The organism is Porticoccus sp., from assembly GCA_023261185.1.
GTDB lineage: Bacteria > Pseudomonadota > Gammaproteobacteria > Pseudomonadales > Porticoccaceae > Porticoccus > Porticoccus litoralis.
On the sequence record JALRJN010000105.1, the window covers coordinates 1 to 18,385 of the forward strand.

Genomic DNA, 18,385 nt, shown 5'->3' on the forward strand with positions numbered 1-18,385 from the left:
TCCCTGAGAGTGCCCATAGAAGCCTTAACCACCAAATATGCCAAAGAGTTGCTGGCCAATGATGTCAGCGTTCTCGACGCGATCAAGATCATCGGTAAGGCACTTTATAAAGACATGCGCTATGACCCTGAGGCCACTACCGTGGAAACGCCCATGCTCGAGGCCTTCCAGAATCGTCATGGCGTATGCCAGGATTTTTCACACGTGATGATTGCCTGCCTACGCGGCATAGGTATACCTGCCGGTTACGTCAGCGGTTTTCTGCGCACTATCCCCCCGGAAGGCAAAGATCGTCTTGAAGGTGCCGATGCCATGCATGCCTGGGTAAGGGCCTGGTGTGGCAGCAACATGGGCTGGGTTGAGTTTGACCCAACCAATGACATGATGGCGAGCAGCGATCATGTCGTGATCGCCCGCGGACGCGATTACTCCGATGTAGCACCTATCAAAGGGGTGATGCGTACCCATGGCGAACACACCAGCAAACAGTCTGTGGATGTCTTGCCCGTCTCTGAAAAAGCATAAACCCAAGACAGCCCTGAGCGGACAAACAGCCTTGAGCGAGCAAACAGCCCTGAGCGGACAAACAGCCCTGAGCGAGCAAACAGCCCTGAGCTGACATAAGGCCCTGAATGGGTCAGAAAGTTTCTGAATTCCAAACCCTGTAGCAAAATCTCACTGTACCTCCTGGTATTTTTCTATACACTTATAGATTCTATAACCTTATAGAATTTGAATTATCGAATGACGACAAGCCGTGCCACATCAACCCGCTATCAACAACAGCATCAACGCGCGATCGCTGCTGCTGCCTCGGTGTTTGCCAAAAAAGGGTTTCATGGTGCCACGACACAGGATATTGCCAACGAAATGGGTATCCAGCAGGGAAGTCTCTACTACTACTTCGACAGTAAGGAAGCAGCGCTGGAAGAGGTTTGTCTGTTTGCACTGCGGGATTACCTATCTCGCATGGAGGTACTGGCGACACAGCCGGGTTCAATTACCAACAAACTTGGCAAGGCGATTCAATCCCACCTGGCGAGCTATCGAACACACCATGAGGCCATGAAAGTTCACAATGAACAACGACTATATCTGGCAGATACCCGGCGCGAACAGCTCAAGACTCTGGGGTCAAGGTACCGTGAGCTTCTGGAACAATTGTTCAGTGCAGGGGTTAAAGATGGCTCCCTGAACCCCCAGCTCGACTGTCGTTTCAGTGCCCGCTCATTGATAGGGCTCTGCAATTACTGGGGTGTCATGTTACTGCGTGACACCCGTCTCGATATTGAAGACATTGGCGCACGGTGCCTGGAGCTAACGCTCCAGGGCTCCTTGCCCCCAGGATAGAACAACATCTATAAACCACGACAAAAGGACTGACAGATGACCCAGCAAATCGCTACAAATGTTCATTGGCACCACGGAGAAGTCACACGCGAAGACCGCAACCGCCTCATGGGACAGAAAGGCGCGACACTCTGGTTTACCGGTCTGTCCGGCAGTGGCAAAAGTACTGTGTCTGTGGCACTGGAAAACACGCTTTTCGAGCACGGCAAACTGTCCTACCGCCTGGACGGCGATAACATCCGCCTGGGCATCAACAAAAACCTGGGGTTCAGCGCCGAAGACCGCACGGAAAATATCCGGCGTATTGGTGAAGTGGCGAAACTGTTCGCCGATTCCGGCATCATTTCCCTGTCGAGTTTTATCAGCCCTTACCGGGCCGACCGGGACCAGGTCCGTAAGCTCCACGAAGATGCCGGCTTTGATTTTATTGAAGTCTTTGTAGACTGCCCTTTGGCCGAAGCTGAAAAACGCGACCCGAAAGGACTCTATAAAAAAGCCCGGGCCGGTGAGATTAAAAACTTCACGGGTATTGACGACCCCTACGAAGCTCCGGAAAATCCCGAAATTCATTTGCGCACAGCCGAAATGACCCTGGAACAGGAAGTCGACACCATTATCGAATTCCTGAAAACCCGCAAACTGCTGGCAGTAGACTAAACTGCCCCGGCTATCGGCCCAAACACTCTCGATTGCATTACATCACAGGAGACTCCATCGTGATCAAGCCACACGGCTCAGACACATTGAACCCGCTTTTTGTCTACGACACAGAAAAACACCACCAACTCTTGAAAGAGGCAGAAGGCCTTCCTTCTCTGTTGATTAATTCAGCGGCTGCAGCCAACGCAGTGATGCTCGGTGCAGGTTACTTTAACCCTCTCCGCGGCTACATGAACCTGGCAGATGCGCTCAGCGTGGCAGAAACCCTGCACACCACAGATGGTCTGTTCTGGCCGGTTCCAGTGATCAACCTGACCGATGATATCAGCACTATTCAGGGTGCATCGCGCATTGCCCTTCGCGACCCCAATACCGAGGGCAACCCGGTGATGGCCATTATGGATATTGCCGCCATCGAAACCGTCAGTGACGAGCAGATCCAGTCCATGGCTCAGCAAATTTTTGGCACACTGGATCCTGAGCACCCCGGCGTGGCCACATTCAGCGGGCTGGGCAACAACCTGATCTCTGGTGATATCCAGGTGTTGAGCTTCAGTTATTTCCAGAATGATTTTCCTGATACCTTCCGCACCGCAGTGGAAATTCGCAATGAAATCAGCGAGCGTGGCTGGGAAAAAGTGGTTGCCTTCCAGACCCGCAACCCGATGCACCGCGCCCACGAAGAACTCTGTCGCATGGCCATGGAGCGCCTCGATGCCGACGGCGTCGTAGTGCACATGCTGCTCGGCAAGCTGAAGAAAGGCGATATTCCAGCCCCCGTGCGTGATGCCTGCATCCGTACCATGGTTGAACACTATTTCCCAAAAAATACTGTCATGGTCACCGGTTATGGCTTCGACATGCTCTACGCCGGACCTCGCGAGGCTGTACTACACGCCGTATTCCGCCAGAATATGGGTGCTACCCACCTGATTGTTGGCCGTGATCACGCTGGCGTTGGTGATTATTACGGCGCCTTCGACGCGCAGACCATCTTCGATGACAAAGTACCGGCTGATGCCCTGGATATTCAGATTTTCCGCGCCGATCACACCGCCTTTTCCAAAAAGCTGGGCCGCGTGGTGATGATGAACGAGGCCGAAGACCATGAAAAAGACGATTTCATTCTCCTTTCCGGCACCAAGGTTCGGCAAATGCTTGGCGATGGGATTGCTCCTCCTCCAGAATTCTCCCGCCCTGAAGTGGCTCAGATTCTGATGGACTATTACCGTTCCGAAAACGCTTAAACCACGAATTGGCAGACACATGGCAGTGATCGACGTTTTTAATGGCGATGCCGATGGCATCTGCGCGCTGACCCAACTGCGCCTGGCCAACCCCTGTGACAGTGTGCTGGTCACAGGGGTCAAGCGGGATATCGCCCTGCTCAAAAATGTCACTGCCGATGCCGGTGACTGCGTGACGGTTCTGGATGTTTCTCTGGATAAAAACCGCGAACCACTGGCGGAAATACTAGAAGCAGGGGCCGAGGTGTTCTATGTGGACCACCACTACCCTGGTGTAATCCCCGACTCAGACAAACTGACAACGCTCATCAATGAAGCACCTGAAATCTGTACTAGCTTGCTGGTAAACAGCCACCTTAAAGGTGCTCATGCGGACTGGGCCGTTGTCGGTGCTTTTGGAGACAACCTCAACAAAAGTGCTTTAACGCTGGCGAACTCTCTGTCACTCAATGCCGCAGATACTGAACAGTTAAAACACCTGGGTATCTATATCAATTACAACGGCTATGGGTCCGCCCTGGAAGACCTTCATTTTCATCCGGCAGAACTGTTTCAGCTGTTAAGCAGCCACAAAAATCCGCTGGGTTTTATTTCTGAAAACCCCGATGCGTTTTCCCGTCTCGAGCAGGGTTACAAACAGGATATGGCCGCCGCTGCGTCTGTTCAGCCGGAAAAAGCCGACGCCCACAGCGCGGTATTTATCCTGCCGGACCAACCCTGGGCGCGCCGGGTCAGTGGCGTATTCAGTAACGACCTCGCCAATCTGAACCCCGATCGCGCCCATTCGGTACTCACAGAAAAAGCAAATGGCAATTTTCTGGTCAGCGTCAGGGCACCCCTCACCAACCGCACGGGTGCAGCAGACCTCTGCCGCCGTTTCCCCACCGGTGGTGGACGGGAAGCTGCTGCCGGCATTAATGACCTGCCCGCGGACCAGCTCACCGACTTTATTGACGCCCTCCAATCCTCCTACGGGAAAGTGTAAATCCTGTACTTCTGGTTGCCTGACTCTGACAGAGTGACTACTGTTAACAGGCTGCAAAGGCAAGCCGCGTACACCATACTGGCTGACCAAAACAATAAAAAACCACATCTGTAACAGGCATCAGGATATGTCACCCGACTTACTGCAACAGTTATATCAATTGCTTGGCCCCAAGGGAGTCGTGACAGAGGGTATTGAGCAGCGAACCACCGATGGCTGGGGAAATAATGATTGTCTGGCTAGCGTCATTTTGCGCCCAACCACTACCCAGCAAGTCAGCGATATTATGAGGCTCTGCAGCGCTGAGGGACAAAAGGTCGTCACTCAAGGCGGTTGCACCAATATGACCCATGCCTGCGATACCAGTCGTGATGAACTGGTGATATCGATGGAACGGATGACGGTCATCGAATCGGTGGATAACAGTAACCGCACCATGACTGTTCAGTCCGGAGTGCCATTGCAACACATTCAGGAACGCGCCGAGTCGGAGGGACTATTCTTTGCGCTGGACCTTGGTGCCAGAGGTAGCGCCACGATTGGTGGAAACATTGCCACCAATGCCGGTGGTAATCAGGTTATTCGTTACGGGATGGCTCGCGAGCAAGTATTAGGACTTGAGGTCGTGCTGGCGGACGGGCGCATACTGAGCAGTATGAACCAGATGCTGAAAAACAATGCAGGGTATGATCTCAAACATCTGTTCATCGGCAGCGAGGGCACGCTGGGGATTGTCACCCGTGCAGTACTGCGCTTGAGGTCCAGGCTTCCCGTCGCCACCACGGCCCTGGTAGCGACAGACCAGTTCTCAAAAATGCCGAGATTGTTGAATCATATGGAAAGTGCCCTGGGGGGAAAACTCGGGGCATTTGAAACCCTGTGGCAGAGCTATTACCGCATAGCCTATGGAGGTGAACAACAAACTTCACCGCCGCTGTCAGTGGATTGTCCCTTTTACATACTGCTTGAAAGTACCGGCATCGACGCACAGCAGGACCGTGAGCAATTTCTGGCAGCACTGGAAACAGCCATGGAGCAGGAACTGATCTGTGATGCGGTACTGGCGGAAAGCCAGCATCAGCAACAGGGGCTGTGGGCCGTGCGCGATAACATTCCCTCCCTACAACCTTACCAGCCGATAATCCTGTTCGACATCAGCCTGCCCTTGAGTGAGATGGAAAATTACCTGGAAGAAATGGAAGCAAATATCCGTGAAATAGACAGCTCCCTGTTTATCGCCACCCTGGGACACTTAGGGGACGGGAACCTGCATGTAGCCGTGCAACTGGGCAACGATCAGCCGGAACGCCGTAAAGCCGTGGAATTGGCTGTATACGGCCCATTGCAGCAACGTGGTGGATCAATATCGGGAGAGCACGGTATCGGGCTGGAAAAGAAGCCCTACTTGCACCTGTGCCGCAGTGAGGTGGAAATCCAACTGATGGAGCAGTTGAAGAAGCTGCTTGACCCACAATGCCTGCTTAACTGCGGCAAGGTGATCGAATAAAACAAACAGCCTACTGAAAAATGTTTTCGGGGCCGACTATATCAGTCATCACCAGACAAAAAAGGGAGGGTAACTACAAAACGGTTCAATCTCTCTGGCAAGGCTTGATCACTCTTGTTAAACCTGCTCGATTTCCACCAATGTCCCACAAAAATCCTTGGGGTGCAGGAACAGCACGGGTTTTCCATGGGCGCCGATCTTTGGCTCACCATTGCCCAACACACGGGCACCGCTGGCAACCAATTTATCCCTGGCAGCGAGAATATCATCCACTTCATAGCAGATATGGTGCATGCCACCATCCGCATTCTTTTCCAGGAATTTAGCCACTGGTGAGTTTTCGCCGATGGGCAGCAACAGTTCAACCTTGGTATTGGGCAGCTCCACAAACACAACCCTGACACCGTGTTCGGGCAAATCCGTGGCGTCCGATACTTTGGCGCCCAGGGCATCCCGATAAGTGGCAACCGCCTTATCCAGGTCGGGTACCACAATGGCAACGTGATTCAGCTTTCCAATCATCGACTCATTCTCCTGCTTATTACCCAGCGTCCGTCTCAGTGACGAAACGCATCAATTAATTTTTTCGCGGCAACCGTGGCCGGCAGTTTTCCATTTGTCACGTCCTGCTCCAGCGTGTGGACCAGCGCCTTCACCGAATCGCTTTCCTTTAACTCCGTGAGCAGGCTGTCCGCAGTTTCACTCCACATCCAGGCCCTTGCCTGTGCCGCGCGGCGGGCATCGATCTCATCGGCTTCGCTCAACGCCTTCCGGTAACTTTCCACGGTTTCCCAGACTTCGTTGACGCCCTGCCCCTTGAGGGCGGAGAGCGGTTGCACCTGTACCTGCCAATGCCTGCTGCGAGGATGCAAAAAGTGCACAGCCATACGGTAATCCGCCACGGTGCGATTGGCCGCAGCCTGTTGATCGCCGTCGGCCTTGTTGACCAGAATCAGGTCGGCAAGCTCCATGATGCCGCGTTTGATACCCTGCAACTCATCGCCACCTCCTGGCAACAGCAGTAACAGGAACATATCGGTCATCTGAGCCACGGCAGTCTCTGACTGCCCTACACCCACGGTTTCCACAATGATCACATCAAAGCCGGCCGCTTCGCATAACAGCAAGGTTTCACGGGTGCGGCGAGTAACGCCGCCCAATGTCTCCCCTGCGGGTGAGGGCCGAATAAAGGCATCTACATTGCGTGACAGGGTTTCCATGCGGGTCTTGTCACCCAAAATGGAGCCGCCACTGAGAGCGGACGTAGGATCGACCGCCAGCACGGCAACCCGGTGCCCCTGCTCGATAACATAATTCCCAAAGGATTCGATAAAGGTGGATTTGCCCACGCCGGGAACACCGGAGATACCCAACCGGATGGAGTTGCCGGTATAGGGCATCAACAGTTCCAGCAGGCTGGCAGCCTGCTCCCGGTGATCAGCTCGGGTCGATTCCACCAGGGTAATACCCTTGGCCAGAGCTCGACGATCACCTTGCCGAATTTTTTCAGCGAGTACTTCCGGGGTCATCTGCAAACGGTGTCTCCGACATTCCGGTTATGGCAGTGGCCATTGTAACTGTCGAGAAACCACTGCCAACCTCAGAAACACTCCAGTCTATTCAAATTCGACGATGGGTTGATCCACCATCAGGCTATCACCCGCTTCGGCAGTCACGGCTTTGACCACACCATCAGAAATGGCGCGCAGACTGTTCTCCATCTTCATGGCTTCGATCACAGCCAGCTCTTCACCGGCCTTAACTTCGTCACCCACTTTGACATTCAGTTTCACCAGCAGGCCAGGCATCGGCGAAATCAGGAACTTGGACAGGTCCGGTGGCTCTTTGATTGGCATGTGCTGGCTCAGTTCAGCCGTCTGTGGTGTGACCACGTAGACTTCTTTTTCAGCACCGCGATGGAACATCTTGAACAACCAGCCATCTCGATCTACCTGGATACAGACCGGCTTGCCGTTAATAGTGGCCTTAAACAGCGGTTCTCCGAGTTTCCAGTCGGTATCCACCAGATATTCCTTACCCTCCGTCCGGGCGATCACAGGAGTAACCGTGGTATCGACGGATACGCTGAAATTGGCCTCGCCGTTATCAGTCATCACGATCCAGTCATTGGAAGGGCGGTATTCATGGCTGGGCAACTGGCCGGAAATCTTGGCGCAACGATCACGGAATTTCTTGTTAATCACCGCAGCGGCAATCACACAAATTGCGGGATCATCCTGGGGCACCAGGTCGGGACTGAAACCATCCGGATACTCCTCGGCAATAAAATTAGTCGTCAGCTTTCCGGCAACAAAGCGCGGATGCATCATCAACGCATTCAGGAAACTGATGTTGTGGCTGACGCCGCGTATGTAATAGGCGTCCAGGGCATCCACCATACGCCCAGTGGCTTCTTCACGGTCTTTACCGTAGGTGATCAGCTTGGCGATCATGGGATCGTAGAACATGGACACTTCGCCACCTTCGTAAACACCGGTATCCACACGAACTCCCTCACCAGTGGGCGGGCTGTAACGCACCAGACGACCAATGGATGGCATGAAGTTGCGGAAGGGATCTTCGGCATAAACGCGGGTCTCAATAGCCCAGCCATTGAGTTTGACTTCGTCCTGGGTCAGTGGCAGCTTTTCCCCAGCGGCAACACGAATCATCAACTCCACCAGATCCTGGCCAGTCACCAATTCAGTGACCGGATGCTCCACTTGCAGGCGGGTATTCATTTCCAGGAAGTAGAAATTCATGTTGGCGTCGGCAATGAATTCCACTGTGCCCGCCGATTTGTAGTCCACGGCCTTGGCCAGGGCAATCGCCTGCTCGCCCATGGCCTTGCGCACTTCCGGGGTCAGGAACGGTGATGGCGCCTCTTCAATCACTTTCTGGTGACGGCGCTGAATGGAACATTCACGCTCACCCAGGTAAATGGCGTTGCCATGGCTGTCCGCCATCACCTGAATTTCAATGTGGCGCGGCTCCTGGATAAATTTCTCAATGAACACGCGGTCATCACCAAAGCTGGAACGGGCTTCATTGGTGGCGCGCTCGAAACCGTCGCGACATTCCTCTTCATTCCAGGCGACCCGCATACCTTTACCGCCACCGCCGGCAGAGGCTTTCAGCATCACCGGGTAGCCAATGCCGTTGGAAATTTCCACGGCGTGCTCGGCATCTTTGACCACGTCGGTATAACCGGGAATGGTATTCACACCCGCTTTTTCAGCGATCAGTTTGGAGGTGATCTTGTCACCCATGGATTCGATCGCCACAACACCGGGGCCAATGAACGCGATACCGGCCGCGTCCAGTGCTTCACAGAAGGTTTTGTTTTCTGACAGGAAACCATAGCCTGGGTGCACGGCATCAGCACCAGTCTGCTTGCAGGCATCGATAATCTTGTCGATCACCAGATAACTCTCTGCCGAAGCAGAGGGCCCGATGTGAACGGCTTCATCCGCCATGGTGACGTGCAGGGCATCACGGTCGGCATCGGAAAAGACAGCCACCGTGCCAATACCCATGGCCTTGGCGGTACGGAATACTCGACAGGCGATCTCGCCCCGGTTTGCTACAAGAATCTTCTTAAACATAATCTGATCTTCTTCTTGAAATTCTGTTATCCAATGTGTGCAGTCAATTCAACATCCGCCTGTTACAGGGGAATGTTGCCGTGCTTGCGCCAGGGATTTTCGAGTTTCTTTTCACGCAGCATCGACAGTGAACGCGCCACCCGCTTGCGCGTGTGGTGCGGCATGATGACATCGTCGATAAAGCCGCGTTTGCCTGCGATAAAGGGGTTGGCAAACTTTTCACGATATTCCAGTTCGCGGGCGGCAATTTTCTCGGGATCGCCAATATCCTTCCGGAAAATAATTTCTACCGCGCCCTTCGGCCCCATCACCGCGATCTCCGCCGTTGGCCAGGCGAAATTCACATCGCCGCGCAGGTGCTTGGAAGACATCACGTCATAGGCACCGCCATAGGCCTTGCGGGTAATGACCGTGACTTTCGGCACAGTACATTCCGCATAGGCGTAGAGCAGTTTGGCGCCGTGTTTGATGATGCCACCGTATTCCTGACTGGTGCCTGGCATAAAGCCAGGTACATCCACAAAGGTCAGCACGGGAATATTGAAGGCATCACAGAAACGGATGAAGCGAGCACCTTTCTTGGAAGCATCGATATCAAGACAGCCCGCCATAACCATCGGCTGGTTGGCGACAACACCAACGGTAGAGCCTTCAACACGGATAAAACCAATCACCAGGTTGGCGGCGTAGTCCGGTTGCAGTTCGAAGAAATCGCCCTCGTCCGCGACCTTCACGATTAGTTCCTTCATGTCGTAGGGCTTGTTCGGATCATCGGGGATCAGCGTGTCCAGAGACATTTCAGCCCGATCCGCCGGGTCTTCGGTAGGCCAGACAGGTGGCTTTTCCTTGTTGTTGGCGGGAAGGAAACTGATGAAACGGCGCAGTTTTACCAGCGCCTCCACATCGTTTTCGAAGGCCAGGTCCGCCACACCAGATTTGCTGGAGTGGGTCACCGCACCACCTAGCTGCTCGGCAGTAACCGTTTCGTGGGTCACGGTCTTCACCACTTCCGGGCCGGTAACAAACATATAGGAGCTGTCTTTTACCATAAAGATGAAGTCGGTGATCGCGGGCGAATACACGGCACCACCGGCACAGGGACCCATGATCATGGAAATTTGTGGCACCACGCCGGAAGCCATTACATTGCGCTGGAACACATCCGCATAACCTCCCAGGGAGGCGACACCTTCCTGAATACGTGCACCCCCGGAGTCATTCAGTCCGATAACGGGGGCACCGACCTTCATGGCCTGATCCATCAGCTTGCAGATTTTTTCCGCGTGGGTTTCAGACAGCGAGCCACCGAACACGGTAAAGTCCTGGCTGAAGACAAACACCAGACGACCGTTGATGGTGCCGTAACCGATCACAACACCATCACCCGGAGTGTGCTCTTTTTCCATGCCGAAGTCGGTGCAACGGTGCTCAACAAACATGTCCCACTCTTCAAAAGAACCGGGGTCCAGCAGCAAATCAATACGCTCGCGCGCTGTCAGCTTGCCCTTGGCGTGCTGGGCGTCAATACGCTTCTGGCCACCACCCATGCGGGCCTTTTCACGCTTTTCATCCAGTTGCTCGATAATTTCGTGCATGGTGCTCTCCTGTTTCTAAACCGCCAGTGTGGATGGACTGGCCGTGTCTGAATCTTTTTGTCGTTGTTTCAGGCAACACCGCCCGGATCGGATAGTGTTGCCTGGCAAATAGAATTAGTGCTGGCTAAGCAGGTCTATGACTTCCGCAGCCGCCTTGGGAATATTGGTGCCGGGCCCATAAACAGCCGCCACTCCAGCGTCATACAGCGCCTGATAGTCCTGTGGTGGAATCACGCCACCACACACCACCTTGATCTCACTGGCACCCTGCTCTTTGAGCGCGGCGATCAGTTGAGGCACAAGCGTCTTGTGTCCGGCGGCCTGAGAAGACACACCAACCACGTGAACATCGTTCTCCACCGCCATGCGGGCGGCTTCTTCCGGCGTCTGGAACATGGGGCTGATATCCACATCAAAACCGATATCGGCAAAAGCTGTGGCAATGACTTTTGCACCGCGGTCATGGCCATCCTGGCCCATCTTTGCCACCAACATGCGCGGACGACGTCCCGCTTCGCTGGCAAACTCTGCGACGCTGGCCTGTATGGCGGCAAAATCTTCATCGCCTTCGTAAGCAGAACCGTAAACACCGCTGATGGTGCGTGTTTCTGCTTGATGACGACCCCAGATTTTTTCCAGCGCCATGGAAATTTCACCTACGGTTGCGCGGGCGCGTGCAGCGTCCACAGCTAGTGCCAGCAGGTTACCCTCTCCGGATTCCGCGGCTGCTGTCAGTGCATCCAGTGCTTTATCGCAAGCTGCGCTATCACGCTGGGCACGGATTTTTTCCAGCCGTGCCACCTGGGATTCGCGAACTGCCGTGTTATCGATATCGAGAATATCTACGGGGGGCTCTTCCGCCAGCTGGTATTTGTTGACGCCAACAATAACTTCTTCACCGCGGTCGATACGGGCCTGGCGCAATGCCGCCGCCTGTTCGATACGCAGTTTCGGCATACCGGACTCAACGGCTTTGGTCATACCGCCCATTTCCTCAACTTCATCAATGAGTTTGCGGGCTTCCTTGACCAGCTGATCAGTCAGGCTTTCCACATAGTAGGAACCGGCCAGCGGGTCCACCACGTTGGTAATACCGGTTTCTTCCTGAATCACCAGCTGGGTGTTACGGGCGATCCTGGCAGAGAAGTCAGTGGGCAGCGCCAGCGCCTCATCCAGAGCGTTGGTGTGCAGTGACTGGGTACCACCCAGCACCGCAGACATCGCCTCAATGGTGGTACGCATGACGTTGTTGTAGGGGTCTTTACTGGTCAGGCTGACACCGGAGGTCTGGCAGTGGGTACGCAGCATCAGTGAGCGCTGATCCTTGGGCGCAAACTTCTCTTCCATCAGGGTCGACCACAGGATACGAGCCGCACGCAATTTGGCGATCTCCATGAAGAAGTTCATGCCAATGGCAAAGAAGAACGACAGTCGCGGTGCAAATTTATCGACATCCAGACCGCTGGCAATGGCGGTGCGAACGTATTCAATGCCGTCGGCAATGGTATAAGCCAATTCCTGAACATTAGTCGCACCGGCTTCCTGCATGTGGTAGCCGGAAATGGAAATGGAGTTGAACTTGGGCATATTTTCCGCGGTGTAGCCGATGATGTCGGCAACAATGCGCATGGAGGGCGCAGGCGGATAAATGTAGGTATTGCGGACCATGAATTCCTTGAGAATGTCATTCTGCAGGGTGCCCGCCAATTTGTCCGGGGTAACCCCTTGTTCTTCCGCAGCAACAATGTAATTGGCCATCACCGGCAGCACCGCGCCGTTCATGGTCATGGAAACGGATACCTTGTCGAGGGGTATGCCGTCAAAAAGGATTTTCATATCTTCGACGGAATCAATAGCCACACCGGCTTTACCGACATCGCCGACTACGCGCTCATGGTCAGAGTCGTAACCACGGTGGGTCGCCAGGTCAAAGGCAACAGACAGCCCCTGTTGTCCAGCCGCCAGGTTGCGACGATAAAAGGCATTGGAAGCTTCCGCTGTGGAAAAACCGGCGTACTGGCGCACCGTCCAGGGACGCCCCGCATACATGGTTGCCTTGGGTCCTCGCTTGAAGGGGGCAAAACCGGGGAGATTGTCCTGGTAATCCAGATCAGCGACGTCTTCCGCTGTGTAGATTGGCTTGACGGCAATGCCCTCTGGGGTCTGCCACACCATATCTTCCGGCGACTTGCCTTTGGTTTCTTTACTGGCCAGATTGGCCCAGTCGCTTAAAGATGGTTTTGAATGATCGGTCATGGAAAGCTGCCTCAAGTAAACTCAACCCAGCGCTACCTTATCTACCTTAATAAGGGTGGCTGCTTTTTTCGATATAGTTGGGTATAGCTGAATTTCCCGCCAGGCACCACAAATGGGCTCTGACTGCCACCAAAATGCGCTTTTTAGCCGAGCGCTATTGAGGTGGGAGTGCACTATGACGGAGCATACAGGTTGAAACAAGGGCAAAATAATTCGGCAAAACTCACAAAATATTTCATTATTTCTGAATAAACCCAGATATTTTTGCTACCCTATACCCCAAACTCACCATACATAGCAGAGACTCGTCATCGCTACCATTTCACACCATCATGTTGCATCCAGTCTGCTCGGCATCCAGCGCAAGCAACAAGACCACCACGTATTGCTGGCCAGAGCCGGCATTAACCCGGCCATCGTTGAAGGCTCCACAGATCGCGTACACACCGACCAGGTCGCCCGTCTGTTCCGCTTGGTGCAGCAGCAACTTAACGACGAGTTCATGGGCTTCACTGCCCGCCCCTGTAAATACGGTGTTTTTGCCATGGTCTGCGACCTGGTCAGGCACTGCAAAACCCTGGGTGAAATGCTGGAAAAGGTGGTGGAGTTCTACAACCTGATCACCGATGAAATCCACATGCAGCTGGATTACACAGACACCAGTGTCTGCCTGAATATTGCCCTGAGGCAGCCGACGCTGGACAGCGACCATTTTCTCACCGAGTTTCTGCTGGTTATCTGGCACCGCTTCCCGAGCTGGTATATCGGTGAGGCGATCCGGCTTCGGGAAACCCGCTTTATCCATGCAGCACCGGAACACCGCAACGAACTGCGCATCATGTTTCCCGGCAACGTACTGTTTAACCAACCCGGCAACGGTTTGCTGTTTGACCAGCAGTACCTGGACAAACCCCTGGTAAGAACCAACCGCGAACTGGAAACGTTTCTGGCCAACAACCCTGCCGACATCATGACCATCCCCGGCGAAGACAACAGCCTGGAAGCCCAGATTGAACGGATGCTGTTACGCTTTAATCACTCACGTCTTGTTTTTCCCAAAACGGAAGAACTGGCACGACAGATGGGCGTACTGCCGCTGACCCTTTATCGCCGCTTACAGCGGGAAGGCACCAGCTACCAGAAAATCAAGGACAATATTCGGCGCGAGGTGGCCATCGACAAGCTGGTCAATGACAACCTCTCTGTGGATGAAGTATCGGATATTGTCGGCTTTGAAGAACCGCGCTCATTTACCCGGGCCTTTAAGCAGTGGACGGGGTTATCCCCAAGAAATTATTGCAAATACCACCGGGGCTGATAACTAGAGCTCAAGCCCGCCACCCACAACGATCGTCTGCCCACTGATGTAGTTGGATTCCGGCAGGCAAAAAAGAAATACGGCATCGGCGGCTTCTTTGGGTGTTCCGGGGCGGCCCAGAGGAATCAGGTCTGTCATCAGGTCGCGGATCTGGTCACTGACCCCAACCCGAATGTCCTTGCCCTCAATATTAATGGTTGGCTCATCACTGGCAGCGCCTGTGAGACGTGTCTGAATAAAGCCGAAAGCCACGGTATTAACATTCACCTTGAAGCGGCCCCATTCTTTACAGAGGGTTTTAGTCATGCCAACCACCCCAGCCTTGGCCGCCGAATAGGCCAGCTGCCCGGCATTACCGCCCAATCCCGACACCGAAGAAATGTTGACCACCTTGCGGAACACCTCGCGTCCGGCCTCTGATTCAAGCGCATGGTAAGACTTGATATAGGGCTGAGCAGCTTTGAGGATACGGAAAGGGGCAGTCATGTGAACATCGATCATGGCGTACCACTGCTCGTCGTCCATTTTCTGGATCACGTTATCCCAGGTGTAACCGGCGTTATTGATGACGATATCCAGACCATCAAAAGCATCCACGGCCTGTTTGACGAATCGGGTGCCAAAATCCGGTTCGGTGACACTCCCTATCACAGTAACCACCTGACTTCCCAAAGCTTCTGCATCCGCGGTTAATTGAGCCAGCAGCTCACCGTCCAGATCATTCACCACCAGATTGCAGCCCTCGGCGGCCAGCTTCAGAGCGATCTCTCGACCTATTCCTCGACCCGCGCCGGTGACCAGCGCGACTTTACCCGCCAATTTTTTCATTCGGCTATTTTCTCAATTTTATTATTTCAACTTGTTGTATAGGCCTAAAAACACAGTCTACTCGCACCGATTAATCATGCCCCCCGTCTGGTGGAGCATCTGCACAAGTATAAAGACTTTACCCTGATTTAAAGCCTCCGCCGAGTAGTATCAGGCATCTGGGTAAAAGGCCGGACAGAGTAAGGCACAGGTTATGTGCAACCCCCGCTTCTCGCACAGTTTAACAATAAGCGGCGCATAGGCAGGAGGTATACCGCCATCTCGATTCAACCAGTTCCAAATATGTTGTTGACGAACACTTCGTCCGGTTTGTTGTGACAGGGCTCTGGCCAAAGCTGTTTGCCCACCCAATGCTTCTACAACTGATTGCAAGGCTTCTATTGGGGTCATCCATTTCACTCCCTGATCTTAGGAAAACAATAACGCGAACCAAGTCGCACTACAACTATGGTTGTCTACACATTTACAACATATGTTGTAATATTGCTCGCCATGAATGACATGGCGTATCGCATCAGAACCACCCGGCAGCAAGCGGGCCTCTCTCAGGCCCAACTAGCCACCGAAACCCGCTTGACCCAGCAGATGATCTCGAAGCTGGAAAGCGGGCAATCTCGATCTACATCCGCTATTTTTGCAATTGCCAGGGCCCTGGGCGTCTGTGCAGAATGGTTGTGGCTTGGTGGAGATAAAACCATCAGCCAACCTTTCGATCATGATCTCGCCCACGCCTGGCAAAATCTTTCCGAGGAACAACGCGCAGAAATCAGCGACCACATCATGAGCCTTAGTACCGAGCTCCCTAGCAAGTAAAAGCCCATAACGGCCTCCAGAACGATCTATTGAGAAACCAGTTATTTTTCTTGCCTCGTTCAATTCTTAATATCGATCTTGCCAACAACGTATTTAGCCGCTGTTTATACCTACTGAATCAGAAAACGGATCACCTCGGCCAATTGCACCAGGCTATTCTTGTGCTGGGAAAAGGACTGGCGGTTTCCGCTCCCCTATACCCCTTTGCTCACTATCCGCATTACACTTTCAGGGACTTGTCCTCTGCCTGCAGGCTCTACTAGGCTTACCCTATGACCCTAACACTGAATAATCCCGACTTACTGAGAAACTTGGCCCATATTGACGGGCAATGGGTATTCGCCAAAAGTGGCGAAACATTCCCCGTCCACAACCCCGCTGATGGCACACTAATCAGTGAAGTGGCTTACTGCGGTGCAACCGAAGCCGCACAAATGGTGGACGCCGCACATCGCGCCCAACAGCAATGGGCAAAAACCACTGCCAAGGAACGCGCCGCCTTTCTACGCGACTGGTACAACCTGCTGCTGGAAAACCGCGAAGACCTCGCCAGAATTCTCACCGCCGAACAGGGCAAACCCCTGGCGGAAGCCCGCAATGAAATAACCTACGGCGCCAATTTTCTGGAGTGGTTTGCTGAGGAGGCCAAACGCATATACGGCGATCTGATACCCTCCCCGTCCAGCGACAAACGGCTGATGGTGATTAAACAACCCGTGGGTGTGGTCGCTTGTATCACCCCGTGGAATTTCCCCAGCGCCATGCTGGCGCGCAAAGTGGCACCGGCGATTGCCGCGGGCTGTGCCGTGGTCTGCAAACCCGCCAGTGCCACCCCACTTTCGGCACTGGCATTGGTCGCCCTAGCCGAACAGGCAGGTGCGCCTCCTGGGCTTATTAATATTGCTGCCGGTGATACAGCCGCTATCGGTGATGAACTGACATCCAATCCACTGGTGCGCAAGGTGACCTTTACCGGTTCCACCGAGGTGGGCAAACAGCTGATGGCCGCCTGTGCCAGCACCGTTAAACGCACCTCCATGGAACTGGGGGGCAATGCACCCTTTATTGTGTTTGATGATGCAAATCTGGATGCTGCCGTGGCCGGGGCTATGGCCTCCAAATACCGTAATGCCGGTCAGACCTGCGTCTGCGCCAACCGCATTTTGGTACAGGCCGGGGTTTACGATGCCTTTGCCGAGAAACTTCACACCGCCGTCAAAGCACTGCAGGTGGGCCCCGGCGATCAGGACGATGTCACCCTGGGACCACTGGTGGATAAAAAAGCCGCGGAAAAAGTCTGCAACCTGATCGACGATGCCGTCGCCAAAGGTGCCCAGGTAATGACCGGCGGCGGGCTGGATGCACTGGGGGGCAGTTTTGTCCAACCCACTATCCTGACCCGCGTTAACAACAGCATGCGGGTATTTACTGAGGAAATTTTCGGGCCGGTGGCCCCGCTGTTCAAATTCAACAGCGAACAAGAAGCCATCCAGATGGCCAACGATACCGAATTCGGCCTGGCCGCTTACTTCTACTCCCGTGATATCGGCCGTATCTGGCGGGTAGCAGAACAGCTCGAATATGGCATTGTCGGCATTAACGAAGGCATTATTTCCAATGAAATGGCGCCTTTTGGCGGTGTCAAACACTCGGGTCAGGGGCGGGAAGGTTCCAAGTATGGCCTCGACGATTACCTGGAAATCAAATACCTCTGCGTCAGCGGTATCGACGCGTAACCGCCCCGCAACGTTATAATCATCCGCTGCACAACAAGGGGCTTTTACCGTGAAGTTGAACTACCAGATACAGGGTGCCGGAGAACCGGTAATACTGATGCACGGCATGTTCGGTTCCCTCAGCAATCTTGGGCTGGTGGGCCGGGCACTGATCGACCACTACCAAGTGATCTCCGTCGACCTGCGCAACCACGGTGAATCCCCCCATGCCATGGAAATGGATTACCCCTCCATGGCCGATGATATTGTTGAATTAATGGACCACCTCGGCATTCCCAAAGCCCACCTGCTGGGCCATTCCATGGGTGGCAAGGCCGCAATGCAACTTGCATTGACGCAGCCCGAGTTGATCGGGCGGCTGATCGTGGCCGATATCGCGCCGGTTGCCTATGGCCACAGCCAAGCACACCTGACACAGGCAATGCGGCGGCTTGATCTGACCGGCCTCACCTCGCGCAGCGAAGCCGATCAGCGGCTCACGGCAG

General features: G+C 54.0%; 17 protein-coding genes. 10 read left to right on the forward strand and 7 right to left on the reverse strand.

Annotated features, from left to right (window positions below):
- From ACYZYZ_RS09935 to ACYZYZ_RS09960, 6 genes are all read left to right on the forward strand, one after another.
- Nucleotides 1-525: transglutaminase-like domain-containing protein (locus ACYZYZ_RS09935; protein WP_461484156.1), on the forward strand; the 525-nt coding region annotated here is incomplete at its 5' end.
- 219 nt (nucleotides 526-744) lie between these two features.
- On the forward strand, nucleotides 745-1,350 hold the full coding sequence (locus ACYZYZ_RS09940) for a TetR/AcrR family transcriptional regulator (RefSeq protein WP_461484157.1): 606 nt from the start codon (nucleotides 745-747) through the stop codon (nucleotides 1,348-1,350).
- Between the two features lie 36 nt (nucleotides 1,351-1,386).
- The gene (gene cysC, locus ACYZYZ_RS09945; protein WP_461484158.1) at nucleotides 1,387-2,007 is read left to right on the forward strand and encodes an adenylyl-sulfate kinase; all 621 of its coding nucleotides are present in this window, start codon (nucleotides 1,387-1,389) and stop codon (nucleotides 2,005-2,007) included.
- A 59-nt stretch (nucleotides 2,008-2,066) separates the two neighbouring features.
- The gene (gene sat / locus ACYZYZ_RS09950) at nucleotides 2,067-3,257 is read left to right on the forward strand and encodes a sulfate adenylyltransferase (protein ID WP_305171121.1); all 1,191 of its coding nucleotides are present in this window, start codon (nucleotides 2,067-2,069) and stop codon (nucleotides 3,255-3,257) included.
- Between the two features lie 19 nt (nucleotides 3,258-3,276).
- The gene (locus tag ACYZYZ_RS09955) at nucleotides 3,277-4,242 is read left to right on the forward strand and encodes a DHH family phosphoesterase (RefSeq protein ID WP_461484159.1); all 966 of its coding nucleotides are present in this window, start codon (nucleotides 3,277-3,279) and stop codon (nucleotides 4,240-4,242) included.
- A gap of 127 nt (nucleotides 4,243-4,369) precedes the next feature.
- Nucleotides 4,370-5,749: an FAD-binding oxidoreductase gene (locus ACYZYZ_RS09960; RefSeq protein WP_461484160.1), complete on the forward strand. Its 1,380-nt coding sequence runs from the start codon at nucleotides 4,370-4,372 to the stop codon at nucleotides 5,747-5,749.
- 117 nt (nucleotides 5,750-5,866) lie between these two features.
- On the opposite strand, the gene mce is transcribed toward ACYZYZ_RS09960, so the two are convergent.
- The 5 genes from mce to scpA all read right to left on the reverse strand — a co-directional run bounded on the left by mce (nucleotide 5,867) and on the right by scpA (nucleotide 13,205).
- Nucleotides 5,867-6,271, reverse strand: coding sequence for a methylmalonyl-CoA epimerase (mce, locus tag ACYZYZ_RS09965; RefSeq protein WP_305171118.1), 405 nt, complete (start codon nucleotides 6,269-6,271; stop codon nucleotides 5,867-5,869).
- A 35-nt stretch (nucleotides 6,272-6,306) separates the two neighbouring features.
- Nucleotides 6,307-7,278 carry a methylmalonyl Co-A mutase-associated GTPase MeaB gene (gene meaB, locus ACYZYZ_RS09970; protein WP_305171117.1) on the reverse strand — a complete coding sequence of 324 codons (972 nt, stop codon included), beginning with the start codon at nucleotides 7,276-7,278 and terminating at the stop codon, nucleotides 6,307-6,309.
- Between the two features lie 87 nt (nucleotides 7,279-7,365).
- Nucleotides 7,366-9,354 (reverse strand): acetyl-CoA carboxylase biotin carboxylase subunit, encoded by a 1,989-nt coding sequence (locus ACYZYZ_RS09975; RefSeq protein ID WP_461484161.1) that lies wholly within the window; start codon nucleotides 9,352-9,354, stop codon nucleotides 7,366-7,368.
- Nucleotides 9,355-9,416: 62 nt separating this feature from the next.
- On the reverse strand, nucleotides 9,417-10,949 hold the full coding sequence (locus ACYZYZ_RS09980; RefSeq protein ID WP_305171115.1) for an acyl-CoA carboxylase subunit beta: 1,533 nt from the start codon (nucleotides 10,947-10,949) through the stop codon (nucleotides 9,417-9,419).
- Nucleotides 10,950-11,063: 114 nt separating this feature from the next.
- Nucleotides 11,064-13,205: a methylmalonyl-CoA mutase gene (gene scpA, locus ACYZYZ_RS09985; RefSeq protein WP_305171114.1), complete on the reverse strand. Its 2,142-nt coding sequence runs from the start codon at nucleotides 13,203-13,205 to the stop codon at nucleotides 11,064-11,066.
- A gap of 385 nt (nucleotides 13,206-13,590) precedes the next feature.
- Here scpA and ACYZYZ_RS09990 point away from each other — a divergent pair, with 385 nt between their 5' ends.
- Nucleotides 13,591-14,523 (forward strand): AraC family transcriptional regulator, encoded by a 933-nt coding sequence (locus ACYZYZ_RS09990; protein WP_461484162.1) that lies wholly within the window; start codon nucleotides 13,591-13,593, stop codon nucleotides 14,521-14,523.
- 3 nt (nucleotides 14,524-14,526) lie between these two features.
- Here ACYZYZ_RS09990 and ACYZYZ_RS09995 read toward each other — a convergent pair whose 3' ends face one another.
- Complete coding sequence (locus ACYZYZ_RS09995; RefSeq protein ID WP_461484163.1) at nucleotides 14,527-15,351, reverse strand: SDR family NAD(P)-dependent oxidoreductase; 825 nt, start codon at nucleotides 15,349-15,351, stop codon at nucleotides 14,527-14,529.
- A 150-nt stretch (nucleotides 15,352-15,501) separates the two neighbouring features.
- Nucleotides 15,502-15,741, reverse strand: a complete 240-nt coding sequence (locus ACYZYZ_RS10000) for a YdaS family helix-turn-helix protein (protein WP_369427814.1) — start codon at nucleotides 15,739-15,741, stop codon at nucleotides 15,502-15,504.
- Between the two features lie 111 nt (nucleotides 15,742-15,852).
- On the opposite strand from ACYZYZ_RS10000, the gene ACYZYZ_RS10005 reads away from it, so the two are divergent.
- The 3 genes from ACYZYZ_RS10005 to ACYZYZ_RS10015 all read left to right on the forward strand — a co-directional run.
- Nucleotides 15,853-16,164, forward strand: a complete 312-nt coding sequence (locus ACYZYZ_RS10005) for a helix-turn-helix domain-containing protein (RefSeq protein ID WP_461484164.1) — start codon at nucleotides 15,853-15,855, stop codon at nucleotides 16,162-16,164.
- A 272-nt stretch (nucleotides 16,165-16,436) separates the two neighbouring features.
- Entirely contained in the window at nucleotides 16,437-17,900 is a 1,464-nt protein-coding gene (locus ACYZYZ_RS10010; protein ID WP_461484165.1) for an NAD-dependent succinate-semialdehyde dehydrogenase, read from the forward strand.
- A gap of 49 nt (nucleotides 17,901-17,949) precedes the next feature.
- On the forward strand, nucleotides 17,950-18,385 hold a 436-nt coding region (locus tag ACYZYZ_RS10015; protein ID WP_461484166.1), incomplete at its 3' end, for an alpha/beta fold hydrolase.